12 protein-coding genes are annotated in these 12271 nt (G+C 69.5%); 5 read left to right on the forward strand and 7 right to left on the reverse strand.

Annotated features, from left to right (window positions below; translation table 11 throughout):
• Positions 1-57: 57 nt before the first annotated feature.
• Positions 58-1059 carry a LysR family transcriptional regulator gene (locus MMF94_RS11815; RefSeq protein ID WP_277398709.1) on the reverse strand — a complete coding sequence of 334 codons (1002 nt, stop codon included), beginning with the start codon at positions 1057-1059 and terminating at the stop codon, positions 58-60.
• 110 nt (positions 1060-1169) lie between these two features.
• Complete coding sequence (locus tag MMF94_RS11820) at positions 1170-1724, reverse strand: hypothetical protein (protein ID WP_241036407.1); 555 nt, start codon at positions 1722-1724, stop codon at positions 1170-1172.
• A 178-nt stretch (positions 1725-1902) separates the two neighbouring features.
• Between MMF94_RS11820 and MMF94_RS11825 the strand changes: the two genes are divergently transcribed.
• On the forward strand, positions 1903-2388 hold the full coding sequence (locus tag MMF94_RS11825) for a TOBE domain-containing protein (RefSeq protein WP_338104194.1): 486 nt from the start codon (positions 1903-1905) through the stop codon (positions 2386-2388).
• On the opposite strand, the gene cynS is transcribed toward MMF94_RS11825, so the two are convergent.
• The 3 genes from cynS to MMF94_RS11840 form a co-directional block, all read right to left on the reverse strand.
• Complete coding sequence (gene cynS, locus MMF94_RS11830) at positions 2373-2837, reverse strand: cyanase (RefSeq protein WP_241036408.1); 465 nt, start codon at positions 2835-2837, stop codon at positions 2373-2375. The genes MMF94_RS11825 and cynS overlap by 16 nt on opposite strands.
• A 127-nt stretch (positions 2838-2964) precedes the next feature.
• A complete protein-coding gene (locus MMF94_RS11835; protein WP_241036409.1) occupies positions 2965-3171 on the reverse strand; it encodes a hypothetical protein in 207 nt (68 codons plus the stop codon).
• Positions 3168-3563, reverse strand: coding sequence for a gamma-glutamylcyclotransferase family protein (locus MMF94_RS11840; protein ID WP_241036410.1), 396 nt, complete (start codon positions 3561-3563; stop codon positions 3168-3170). The genes MMF94_RS11835 and MMF94_RS11840 overlap by 4 nt, the downstream gene beginning before the upstream one ends.
• 152 nt (positions 3564-3715) lie before the next feature.
• Here MMF94_RS11840 and MMF94_RS11845 point away from each other — a divergent pair, with 152 nt between their 5' ends.
• The gene (locus MMF94_RS11845; protein ID WP_241036411.1) at positions 3716-5206 is read left to right on the forward strand and encodes an aldehyde dehydrogenase; all 1491 of its coding nucleotides are present in this window, start codon (positions 3716-3718) and stop codon (positions 5204-5206) included.
• A gap of 704 nt (positions 5207-5910) precedes the next feature.
• The gene (locus MMF94_RS11850) at positions 5911-6762 is read left to right on the forward strand and encodes an iron-siderophore ABC transporter substrate-binding protein (protein WP_241036412.1); all 852 of its coding nucleotides are present in this window, start codon (positions 5911-5913) and stop codon (positions 6760-6762) included.
• Positions 6763-6813: 51 nt separating this feature from the next.
• Here the strand turns inward: MMF94_RS11850 and MMF94_RS11855 are convergent, their stop codons facing one another.
• Together MMF94_RS11855 and MMF94_RS11860 are read right to left on the reverse strand one after the other, a co-directional pair.
• On the reverse strand, positions 6814-7725 hold the full coding sequence (locus MMF94_RS11855; RefSeq protein ID WP_241036413.1) for a hypothetical protein: 912 nt from the start codon (positions 7723-7725) through the stop codon (positions 6814-6816).
• A 92-nt stretch (positions 7726-7817) separates the two neighbouring features.
• Entirely contained in the window at positions 7818-8159 is a 342-nt protein-coding gene (locus MMF94_RS11860) for a PadR family transcriptional regulator (RefSeq protein WP_241036414.1), read from the reverse strand.
• 398 nt (positions 8160-8557) lie between these two features.
• Here MMF94_RS11860 and MMF94_RS11865 point away from each other — a divergent pair, with 398 nt between their 5' ends.
• Together MMF94_RS11865 and MMF94_RS11870 are read left to right on the forward strand one after the other, a co-directional pair.
• Positions 8558-9454, forward strand: a complete 897-nt coding sequence (locus MMF94_RS11865) for a helix-turn-helix transcriptional regulator (protein WP_241036415.1) — start codon at positions 8558-8560, stop codon at positions 9452-9454.
• A 70-nt stretch (positions 9455-9524) separates the two neighbouring features.
• The gene (locus MMF94_RS11870) at positions 9525-12245 is read left to right on the forward strand and encodes an AAA family ATPase (protein ID WP_277398710.1); all 2721 of its coding nucleotides are present in this window, start codon (positions 9525-9527) and stop codon (positions 12243-12245) included.
• Positions 12246-12271: the final 26 nt, after the last annotated feature.

Raw genomic sequence — 12271 nt, forward strand, 5'->3', positions numbered from 1 at the left:
CGATACGAGCCGACACGATCGCCGGTGATACCTGGACGCCAGCTAGTAACACTGCGACTAGTTAGCCGAATGAGAATGCCGGGTGTGCCCGATGCGCGACGACCGACCGGCAGGACGCGACGCGGCAGCACCGTTCGAGCCCAGGAGAGCCGCGCCGAACGACCGCGCGAACTCGGCGCGCACGTCGGGATCGCGGGCCGCATCGATGAGCGCTCCGGCCACCATCGACGCCGGCCCGCGGTCGCCCGTGATGATGCCGACGACGGGCCGCAGGTGGAGATCGGCGATCGGGATCCCCGTCATCCCAGGTGGAACTCCGAAGGTGTGCAACCAGCTGTCGGCCACGATGCTCGACCATCGGGTGGTGCTCAGGTGGGCGTGCAGGGCGTCCACCGTGTCGGCCTCGACGCTCGGCACGAGCTGGACGCCCGACCGTGCCATCGCCAGGTCGAGCATGCGGCGGTTCTGCATCGCCGGGGTGAGTGCGCAGAGCGGCAGTTGGGTCACGTCGGCGCAGTCGACGGTCTTCCGGGCCCCCAGGGGACCGTCTTCAGCGGTCAGCAGGATGTACCGCTCCCGGTAGAGCTCGAGTCCACCGCGTCGGCCGTGAGAGGTGTCGGTGTCGAGGTAGACGATCCCGGCATCGAGGGTGAAATCGGCGAGACGATGCCGGATCTCCACGGTTGCGCCCGTCTCGACCCGCACCCGTGCACGGGGGTTCCTCGCGCGAAAGGCGCCTGCGAGGATCGCGATCGCCCGTGCCGCCGTCGGAATGGCGCCGATGCGCAGAGTGGCGCTGAGGCCGCCGTTCGCGCGGCTCAGTTCGGACCGCAGGGCATCGCGCTTGGCGAGGATCCGCTCTGCCCATTCGACCACCCGTGCACCCTCGGCGGTCACCCCGGTGAACCGGTGCCCCCGTTCGATGATCGTGACACCCAGTTCCGCTTCCAGCTTGCGAATGGCCGCCGACAGCGCCGACTGGCTGATGTGGCACGCGACCGCCGCACGGCCGAAGTGCTGTTCGCGGGCCAGCGCGACCACGTACTCCAGCTGGCGAATCTGGACGTCCCCGTCATGACGTCACCCTAGGCGGTCGATCGTCGTAAAGCACCGCATCTGCGGTTATTGTGATCGTTGAATTCCTCGTCTGCGGAAGAGAAGCGGGCGCGTCAGTCCGCGGTTCTGATCACCCGCAGCTCGACGACGTCGCTGACGTACCTGCCACCCTTCACGTCGCCCGGAACGACGAGCCGCGGCCGTTCGAGGGGCTTGCCGTCCTCCGCCGTCGCGAGGAGCACGCCGCGGTCGCCGAACTCGGGCGAGATCTCGCCGAACGAGACCAGGGCCGCGTAGCCGTCGGCGCCGACCGCCAGCACGCCGAACGAGAGCGCGTCGTTCTTGCGGTCGGTGGTGGCCAGGGCATCTGCCGGCACCAGGTCGGCGAGCAGGACTCCTGTCTCGCTGTGGCTCTGATGGCCCGATCCGCTCTCGTACTCGACCGCAACGGTGTGGTGCGGCAGGGCCGCGAGGTCGTCGGCATCGAGATCGCGGGGAGTGCGGACATCACCGGTCAGGCGCACCGGTCCGGGCGACGATGTGGCTGCCGGCTCCTGGACGGCAACCGGCTCCGGTGCCGCCACGGTGGCGACGGTGCCGCACCCGCCGGCCAGCAAGGCGCCGAGCAGCAGTCCGGCCAACGCTGTTTTGTTCCGCAAATGCGCCACGGGAAGCACGATAGATCCGACATCACGGCGGATCTAGCATGATCGCGACGCGAGATCGCGCGGTTCGGCGATCCGCCGGTGACCGCTCGGAAGCGGGCGATCACGGCCGTGTGAGCACTGACGGGGGAGGGGATCCCCGCCGAGAAGACCCGGCAGATGCGGATCTAGCATCGTGAAAGTGCCGCATCTGCGTGTCGTAGAAGTTGCCGCCCTGCTGGGCGTCAGCGATGACACGGTCCGCCGCTGGATCGCACGTGGCGAGCTCGCGTCGGAGCCGGACGACAGCGGCCGGCGCGTCGTCGACGGCCTGGCCGCTGCCCGTCTCGTACGTGAGCGCGCCCGTCCCGTCGCCGATCCCTCGACGATCCGGCGGTCCGCCCGTAACCGCCTCGTCGGGCTGGTCACCTCCGTGACCGGCGACACCGTCATGGCCCGCGTCGAGATGCTCTGTGCCGGCACGATCATCGAGGCCCTGATCAGCGCAGAGGCGGCGCGCGAGCTCCGGCTGGAGCCGGGCTCGCTCGCCGTCGCGGTGGTGAAGGCGACCGAGGTCACCGTGGACGGAGCGGTCCGCCCCCTGTCGTCACGAGAGGGATCGCGCCGGCAGAGGCCGGAACGCTCGTCATGCAGCTGCGGAGACTGCGGCTCTCACCACGTGCGGTAGGGGAGGAACTTCCCGTTCAGGGTGACCCGGACGCGGTCGCCCTTCGGGTCGGGTACACGCTCCAGTTCGAGTTCGAAGTCGATGGCGCTGATGATCCCGTCGCCGAACTCCTCACGGACGAGCTCGTGAATCGTGCTGCCGTAGACCTGGACGACCTCCTGGAGCCGGTAGACCAGCGGCTCGGAGGAGTCGCTGACGTCCTTCCCCCGGACGGGCGGCAGAGTCAGAGCCTCGACGACGGCAGCGTCGAGCTCCAGCGCGGAGCCGAGGGTCGCCGCCTGATCGTCGGTCAGCGGGTGCTGCCCGAGCAACGCCGCAGTGGTCCACTCGGTGGACATGCCGATGGCCTTGCCGAGGTCGGCCCAGCGCACGCCGGTGCGCTTCTTGGCGGCGAGAACGGCCGTGGCGGCCTGCCGTCGATCCAGGGGCGGCAGTGGGGTGATGCTCATGTCGAAGATCCTCCTTGGCGATCTGCGGGGCGGTGAGAACGTGCGGCGGAACTGGCTTTCGGCCCCGGTGCACGTCCGGAACCGGTGTGGGCGGCAGATCCGCCGGGGCGGGCCGCCCACACCGAGATCAGGCTTGCAGGTAGACCGACTGAACCGACTGGTAGGACGCGAGGCCTTCGGGTCCGACCGACACGACCGGCCCGAAGTGGGCGCTCGTCCGGCGGGCCATCTCCGTGCCGCGGGCGTCGAGAGCCGTGGCGAAAGGTTCGATGGCTGATGACGACGGAGCGACCCACTCGCCCCCGATGAACGGTTTGTCGTATGACAGGTTCAAGGTCGCCTTCCTTGATCGGTGTCGAACACGGAGTCAATCCCCGCGGCCGCGGCCTTGTCCAGCAGCGGCTGTGGCTGCAGATGCGCAATTGGGTGGTGGACCGCCCCTCGTCCCATTTCCGTGTCGCCAGGTCGGCTCTTCATCGCGTACACCCACGCCCGACGCCCCGAGCGCAGGGGGACGCGGATCCGTTCGTAGTCGTCGACCTCGTAGCGGTCCACGGCCAACAGTTCGGCGTCGGTGAGGCTGAACGCCGTGCCGGGTACTTCCGCATGAGGGTCCGTCGACGGCCGCAGCACGGGGTGGCGATCGCGGCCGAACGTGGCGAGCTGGACGTCGCACTGCTGCAGCGTGACGTAGGAGAACAGGATGTGCGGCTCGTCGCGTCTCACCTCAGGCCCGCATGAGCTCGGACCTGATATGTCCGCACCATTTTCGGTCTCAACCTTTGTTCGGATCCACACTGTTCACGGGGGCGCGCCTCGGTCGATCGTCAACTAGTCTCACTGAGACTAGCGTGCGACCGATACAGGGGGACCACGACATGAGCGTCACCAGCGACACCAGGGCACCGCTGCGGAGCCTGGACCGGTTCTTCATCGGCGGCGAGTGGGTCAAGCCGTCGTCCGACGCCAAGATCGACGTCATCGAGCCTGCCACGGAGGAGCTGTTCTTCCGGATCGCGGAGGCCAAGGAACCCGATATCTCGCGCGCCGTGGAGGCGGCGCGCAAGGCGTTCGACGCCGGCCCGTGGCCTCGGATGACGCACGTCCAGCGGGCGGAGTTCCTGCGCGCGATCGCAGCGGGCGTGGGGGAGCGGGCCGACGACGCGAGCCAGATCTGGCCGCGGGAGTCCGGCGTGCTCCACAAGGTCGCCCGCGCGGGGATGAACGGGATCCCCCGCGTCTACGAGTTCTACGCCGGCCTGGCCGAGACCTATCCCTTCGAAGAGCGGGCCCAGCCGACCGGCGGCGGGGCGTTCGGGCTGATCGTGCGTGAGCCGGTCGGCGTGGTCGGCGCGATCATCCCGTGGAACGCGCCGATGTCGCTCATCGCCTACAAGATCGCGCCCGCGCTGCTCGCCGGTTGCACGGTCGTGCTCAAGGCGTCGCCGGAGGCTCCCGGGGCGGCGTACCTGATGGCGGAGGTCGCCGAGGCAGTGGGACTGCCGGCGGGCGTGCTCAACGTCGTCACCGCCGACCGCGAGGTCTCGGAGCTGCTCGTACGCGACCCTCGCGTCGACAAGATCGCGTTCACGGGCTCGACCGCGGCTGGTCGGCGGATCGCGTCGATCTGCGGCGAGCGCATCGCGCGCTTCACCCTGGAGCTGGGTGGCAAGTCGGCGGCCGTCATCCTCGACGACATCGACGTCGCCGAGGCCGCCACCACCCTCTCGAACGCCGAGTGCTTCCTGACCGGGCAGGTGTGCTCGTCACTGACCCGCATCGTGGTCAGCCGCAAGCGGCACGATGCGCTCGTCGAAGCCCTCGCAGCCACGTTCTCGCAGGTCCGCGTCGGCGACCCGTTCGACACGGCCACGCAGATGGGACCGCTGGCGATGCAGCGCCAGCGCGACCGTGTGGAGGGCTACATCGCCAAGGGCATCGCCGAGGGCGCTGTGCTTGCCACCGGCGGCGGCCGGCCCGAGCACCTCGAGCGCGGCTGGTTCGTCGAGCCCACGGTGTTCGGCAATGTCGACAACTCCTCCACGATCGGCCGTGAGGAGATCTTCGGCCCGGTCCTCAGCGTAATCGCCGCCGAGGACGAGGAGGACGCGATCAACGTCGCCAACGACACGATCTACGGCCTGAACGCCTCCGTGTTCACCAACGACCTCGACCGGGCTCGCGCAGTTGCCCGGCAGTTGCGCTCCGGCACGGTCGGGCACAACGCCTTCCGCACCGACTTCGGGGTGGCCTTCGGCGGGTTCAAGCAGTCCGGGATCGGGCGTGAAGGGGGCCGCGAGGGCCTCCTGCCCTACCTCGAGACCAAGACCGTGATCCTCAACGAGGTGCCGGCCGAGTATCAGAGCTGACGGTTCCGAAAAATGCCGGAGCCGGGGGAAGCGGACACACCGCCTCCTCCGGCTCCGGTCTCGTCTCCGCGGGCGGCAAGCAGTGCAAGGACCCCGACCTCGCGCTGCTCGCCCATCGGTATCCGCCGGCCGTCCGCAATCCCAGAACACTTACCCGGTGATCCGCGACCTGCCCCGCGATCATCGGCGGCTCGGGCACTTCTGACAGGTGCCCCGGAGACGACCGGGGTGAACTCGCGCGCGTGAAACGGGCGACTCGCACACATCTGACGTTCACCCACGCGACGCGCTCGGTGAACGAGAACACGCGAGACTGACCCGGCCCGATCCGACAGGCAGGCCGTGCACGCCCCGTGCGGCCCGCCGCGGATGGGTCGTCGCACGCCTTACGGGCGCTGAAATAAGGTTTGCCTACCCTCACTTCGACCGGCATACTTTTGCGACGCCGCTACGGGCCTCTGTGCCCGTTCCGTCCGCTCCCCGCATGACCCGGAGGCCCGGTGCCCAGACGAACGAGGCTGCCCAGAAGAACGAGGTGGAGACCGCCGCTGGCCGCGGCTTTGACGGTGGTGATCGCCGTGATGCTCGCGGCCTGCGGTGGCACCGCAGGTGAGCGTGGTGTCGCAGCGTCCGGTTCAACGGCGCCCGGTGCAGCCCCTACTGCACCGGCTGCCGACCGGTTCCCGGTCACCATTCACCACAAGTTGGGCACGACGACGATCCCGGCGGAGCCGAAGCGGATCGTCGCTCTGAGCTACGAGGAGGACACGCTCGCAGCGATCGGGATCACCCCGATCGCCTATGGCGCCAACGACTTCCTACCGGGCGGACGGTATCCCTGGCTCGCCGGAAAGATCGACCTGTCCGGCTCCGCCGAGCTGAAGAACGTGTTCAACGCGCTCAACCTCGAGCAGGTCGCGGCGCTGCGGCCCGACCTGATCCTCGCCACGAACTTCTACGGGCTCGAGAACCACTACGACGAGCTGAGCCGGATCGCACCCACTGTCGGCTTCATCACCGAGCCGGGCACGTCCACCTGGCAGGACGTCAGCAGGCTGATCGGCCGGGCGGTCGGACGCAGCGCGCAGACCGAGCAGGCGATCTCCGCCACCGAGGCGGACGTCAACGCCGTCGCCGCGCGGTTGCCCGGGCTGAAGGGCCGGACGTTCAGTTCCAGCTTCTACCGCGACCCTGGTCGGCCCCTCGCCGTGATCGACGACCCGGCCACGACCTCGGTGGCGCTCTACGCCCAGCTGGGCCTGGTCCTCTCCCCAGCGGTCACGTCCACCGTCAAAGATCGATCCCTGAGCATGGAGCAGATCGGCTCGCTGGACGCCGACTTCATGTTCGTCGGGTTCGCCGCGCCGGAACTACGCACGTCGCTCGATGGCAATCCGGCCTACACGGCCATTCCCGCGGTCCGGGAGGGTCGGGTCTATCAGGCCGACCCCTTCACCGCGCTGACCTTCGACAACCCGACGCTGCTGAACATCCCGTGGCAGCTCGAGCAGATCGCGTCGACGCTGGAGAGGGTCGCCGCCCGCGATACGGCGTAGACCCTGCCGCGCCGCAGCCGCTCCGGACCGGAATCTCACGTGTCCGGCTGATCATTCCGAGGCGTCGCGATGATCGTTTTCTCTGCGGTTGACCCGGGTGAGGCGACGTCCGGATGCGTGGGCGGGCGAGCGGCGTCGGCTCGCCCGCTCCCGTGCCTGCTCTCGCTCGTTCACGATCCGCACGATCAGCCGGGCATCCCGCTTGGCCTTCCACCTTCTGAATGGCGTCCGGCTCGTGTCCCACCCACGAGCGCGAGCCCTCCCTGCGCTGATCCCGTCGGAGCGGCCACCGGGGTGGACTCGGACGCGGTCCGGCCCCGCTGGGCTTCGAGGTGCGTCGGCCGGCAGAGCGTTGCGGAGCGCCCACACCCGGGCCGCGAGCCGGAGAGCGTGGGCGAGCTGGGCGCGTGAGCTCGCCTCCGATTCGGCGAGCTCGCGCAGCTCGCCGGTGAACTCCTCGAGGTATCGGTCGCGGCTTCCGCCCGGGAGGAGCCGGCTGGCGACCTGCACCAACCAGTGGGCGGGGCTGCTCGGCTGCACGGTGACGGCGCGGTTGCCGATGCTCTCGTGCTGTCCGTTTTCGACGGCGTCGAGGTCGTCATGCAGTCTGCGGAGCGCGGCCAGGCCCGCTCGGGCCCCGGTCTGTACCGCTACAACCAGATCGAGAGGCAGATCCAGCTCGCCGGCGATGTCGATGGTCGAGGTCAGCTCGATGGCCCGTGCGAGCAGCGCTTCGACCTCGTCGGCGTGACCCCGCGCGCCGGCCAGCCATGATCGGCGGGAGCGGCTGGCATCGAGAGCGGCTCGCAGCCCGGCGACGCGGTACGTGAGATAGCCGCTGTCGGGCAGGCACTCCAGGCCCAGCGCCCGCACACGGGCCGACTCGCCGTAGTGGGAGCGGGCCCGGTCGCTGATCGCCGACAGTGCGGTGGCCGCGTGCTGGAGGCCGTCCGAGATTCTCACGCCCTCGTCACGGGCCAACTCGATCGCGCGTTGTCGAGCCTGCTGGACCAGTGCCCGTCGGAAAATCCGGCTCGTCGACCCGGCCCCGTCATTCATGAGAGACCGTCGGACAGGCCAGGGTGCAGCCGGGACATCAGCGACCTCGGCGTGCGCACCCGGTCGAGCGCGCGAGCGGCGCCGACGATGCCGTCAGGGGTGAGCCGGTAGTAGCGCCGGCGCGGCCGCCCGGCATCGTGCGGATCCAGGTCTTCCCACCGCGACTCCAGCCATCCGCAGCCCTCGAGGCGCGCGAGGATCGGATGGATCGTTCCGGACGCCAGCTCGGCCGCCCGGCCGATCTCCAGGCCGTACATCTCCCTGGCCGGATCGGCGATCAGCGCGCGCAACACGAGTTGCGTCGGCAACGTCATCCGCGGACCGGACGAAACCCCCATGCTCTAACTCTACCTAGGTGGGGTCCCGTCGTGCACGACGTGATGCGGTGCATCGCCTGACCCTCGAACCACGTCCGCCCTGCGGCGTGCCCGCGAGTGTGCCCGAGACAGATACGGGGGCGAGCGGCCCGTGTCCGGTCAAGACTTGACACGTCCTGGGATGGGCCCTGGCCAGGGCGGATATCGATGAAGGCGACGAGGGGACGACGACTGCCCTGCGGCGTGTCATGTTGGTGGGAATCCCGGGTGTCGCGCCGGTGACTCGCCTCGGTGGAGGCGGGCCCCGCGGGCGATGGGGCTGTGGCCGGAGTGACCGGAGCGGCGGGCGAAGGCCGGGTTCGCGCCCGAGGGGAACAGGAGAGGTCCATGCATCGTGTCGACACGGCGAGGTGCCGAGCGTGAATGCCGACGCGACGATCCGTCGGGAGCTCGGCCAGTTCCTCAAAACCCGCCGGCGGCAACTCACGCGAGCGGAGCTGGGCCTACCTGCCATCAGGAAGGGTCCGTCCGGCGTGCGTCGTGAGGAGATCTCCTACCTCTCGGGCGTGAGTATCACCTGGTACTCGTGGCTGGAGCAGGGACGCGAGATCATGCCGTCGCGGCAGGTGGTGGACGCGCTCGCGCGCGCCCTGAAGCTGTCGGTGGAAGAACACACCTACATCCGGTTGCTGGCCGGATACTGCGACCCACAACTCCTGTCCGAGCCGAGTCCCCAGGCCGCGCCGGCCCACGTGCAGCGACTCCTGGACGCGGTCGGGGGCTACCCGGCGTTCGCGATCGCCCCGGACTGGACGGTCGCGGCATGGAACGACGCCTACGCAGCTTTCTACCGGGATCTGTCGAAGGTGCCGACCGCGGATCGCAACCTGCTGTGGTTGATCTTCACCGACCCGTACCTGCGTGGGCTGATACCCGACTGGGAGTTCACGAGTCGCCGCCACGTCGCCCAGTTCCGTGCCGAAGCCGGACCCCGGTTGGGCCAGCCGTCCTTCATGCGGCTGGTGACGCGGCTCCTCGATTCGAGCGAGGCATTTCGCGCCTGTTGGGAGAGTCACGACATCGAACGGTTCGCCTCTCGGCAACGAATCTTCCACCATCCCGTCGTCGGCGAACTCCATATGGATCAACATCGCCTGGCCCCGTCCGACCACCCTCATCTGCGCCTGGTGATCTACACGCCCGTGCTCACCACGGACACCCCGGAACGACTACGGCAGCTGATCAGCGGAGAGTCAGGAAATCCGACCGGGAACATGATCGGCCGTCGAGATCGTGCCGGCCGAAAAGTGCCGTAGATCCCCCACATCGAATCGCGATGCGTATCGTGAAGTGGTTTGGCTCCCGAATATCAATTCAGTGGATGGGGTGCTACCTGGTTTGCGCGGTCGGCGCCGAGAGTGTGAAGCGCTCGGCTCTCTCGTCGAGGCGGTGACGGTGGGCGACAGCCGGGCACTGGTGGTGCGCGGTGAGCCGGGAGTGGGCAAGACGGCGCTGCTCGACTACATGGCGGAACAGGCGCCGGGATGCCGGGTTGCACGGGTAGCGGGGATCCAGTCGGAGGTGGAACTGGCCTTCGCCGGGTTGCATCAGCTGTGCGCGCCGATGCTGGATCTGATGCAGCGTCTCCCACTCCATCAGGGCGAGGCGCTGCGCACAGCGCTGGGACTGAGCTCAGGACCGGCACCGGATCGCTTCCTGGTCGGGCTCGGTGTCTTGGGTCTGCTCTCCGAGGCCGCCCGGGAACGACCCCTGATCTGCGTTGTCGACGACGCACAGTGGCTCGACTGCGCCTCCGCCCAGACGCTCGCCTTCGTCGCGCGCCGCCTGCGAACGGAGGCGGTGGCGATCGTCTTCGCGACGTGCCGGCCCCAGGACGTACCGGCACTGGCCGGCCTGCCCGAGATGATGGTCGGCGGTCTTCCCGATGCGGATGCGCGGTCGCTGCTGGACTCGGTACTCCCGTGGCCGTTGGACGACCGTGTGCGGGATCGGATAGTGGCCGAGACGCGGGGTAATCCGCTGGCGCTGCTGGAGCTGCCGCGGAGCCTCACGCCTGCGGAGCTGGCCGGTGGGTTCGGGACGGGCGGGGCGTTGCCTGTCCGGATCGAGGATTGCTTCCGACGCCAACTGGCGCCGTTACCGGACAAGACGAGGCAGCTGTTGCTCCTTGCGGCGGCAGAGCCGTTGGGAGACCCGGTTCTGGTGTGGCGGGCGGCGCAGCGCCTCGGGATCGGTGTGGACGCCGCTGCGCCCGCGGTCGCTGCCGGGTTGCTGGAGATCGGCCGCCGCGTGCGGTTCCGGCATCCACTGGAGCGCCCGGCGATCTATCACGCGGCCTCGGCTCGGGAGCTGCGCCACGTGCACTCCGTTCTGGCGGACGTCACCGACACCGAGACGGATCCCGACCGTCACGCGTGGCACGCGGCCCAGGCCGCGAGTGGGCCGGACGAGGACGTCGCCGCGGGTCTCGAGGGGTCGGCGGGGCGAGCGCAGGCCCGTGGCGGTCCGGTCGCCGCAGCCGCGTTCCGGCAACGGGCTGCGGAGCTGACGCCCGACCCGGTGCGACGGGCGGAGCGGGCGTTGGAGGCGGCCGAGGCCAAAGATCAGGCTGGGATGCGGGCCGAGGCCGAGGGCCTGCTGGCCCTTGCGGAGGCCGGTCCACTGACCCAACTGCAACGGGGCCGGGTCGATCTTCTGCGCGCGCGGACGGCCTTCACCAGCTGCGGCATCGCCGATGCAGCGCCGCTGCTGCTCAAGGCGGCCGCTCAGCTACAGCCCCTGGACGCCCGGCTCGCGCGCGAGACGTATCTCGAGGCGCTGCTGGCGGCGATGCACGCCGGCCCGCTCGCCTGCGGTGGGAGCGTGCGGGAGGTGGCAGAGGCCGCGTGGTTGGCCCGGGCCTCGTCACCGTCCCCGAGCGCGGGCGACTTCCTCCTCGCGGCTCTGGCCACGCGATTCACCGACGGTTACGCTGCCGCGATCTCACTGGTGCGCCGGGCCCTCGATGCCTTCCCGGACGGAGACATCTCCACGGATGAAGCGCTGCGCTGGCACTGGCTCGCCTGCAGGGCCGTCGCCGACCTGCTCTGGGACTTCGAGGCCTGGGATGCGTTGACGGCTCGCTTCGTCCAGCAAGCGCGCGAGGCTGGCGCCCTCGCTGTGCTCCCCATTGCGGTGAGCGCTCGAATGGTGACCTACACGCTCGCCGGTGAGCTGGACGCGGCGGCATCGCTCGGGGAGGAGCTGGACACGGTCACCGAGGCGGCGTCGTGCACCTTGAGGCCCTATGGACGCCTGCTGCTCGCCGCGTGGGAGGGCCGGGAACCCGCGACGTCCTCTCTGATCGAGACCTTCGCCGCGGAGACGCTCGACCAGGGCGAGGGGATGGGGCAGACCATCACGTGCTGGGCCAGAGCAGTCCTCGACAACGGTCTCGGCCAGCACGAGGATGCGTTGGCTGCGGCCCGAGAGGCCCAGCACCCTCAGGAACTGGGGATGTGCACCTGGGGGGTCCAGATCGAGCTGATCGAGGCTGCTGTCCGCAGCGGTGTGCCCGAGCAGGCTGCCGATGCCCTCGAACTGCTCACCGAGGTGACGTCGGCCGGCGGCACCGACTGGGGCCTGGGCATCGCGGCCCGCTCACGAGCGCTGCTGACCGAGGGTCCGGCAGCCGAGGGCTTCTACCGGGAGGCGATCGACAGGCTCGCCCGGGTGCGTGTCCGTCCCGAGTTGGCCCGCGCTCGCCTGCTGTACGGCGAATGGCTGCGTCGCGAGCGTCGCCGAGGGGAAGCGCGCCAGGAGCTGCGTACGGCCGAGGAGATGTTCCGGGACATGGGCATGGAGGCCTTCGCCCAGCGCGCGTCGCGTGAGTTGCGGGCCACCGGGGCCACGGCCCGCAAGCGCACCACGGAGACCGCCGCGGGGCTCACCGTCCAGGAAGCGCAGATCGCCCGGCTCGTCCGCGAGGGACTGTCCAACCCCGAGATCGCGGCCCGGCTCTTCCTCAGCCGCCGTACCGTCGAATGGCACCTGCGAGGAATCTTCGCGAAGCTGCGGATCAACTCGAGGAAGGACCTCTCCCGCTGACCGGGCCGGACTTCGTGGTAAATGCT

It is taken from the genome of Pseudonocardia alaniniphila (genome assembly GCF_022524485.1).
Classification (GTDB): Bacteria; Actinomycetota; Actinomycetes; order Mycobacteriales; family Pseudonocardiaceae; genus Pseudonocardia; species Pseudonocardia alaniniphila.

What these genes read in the sequence shown, in the direction of transcription:
- cynS (WP_241036408.1), bottom strand. Translation starts at nt 2,837, where the DNA reads ATGAGCATCACCCCACTGCCGCCCCTGGATCGACGGCAGGCCGCCACG.
- MMF94_RS11845 (WP_241036411.1), top strand. Translation starts at nt 3,716, where the DNA reads ATGAGCGTCACCAGCGACACCAGGGCACCGCTGCGGAGCCTGGACCGG.
- MMF94_RS11860 (WP_241036414.1), bottom strand. Translation starts at nt 8,159, where the DNA reads ATGGGGGTTTCGTCCGGTCCGCGGATGACGTTGCCGACGCAACTCGTG.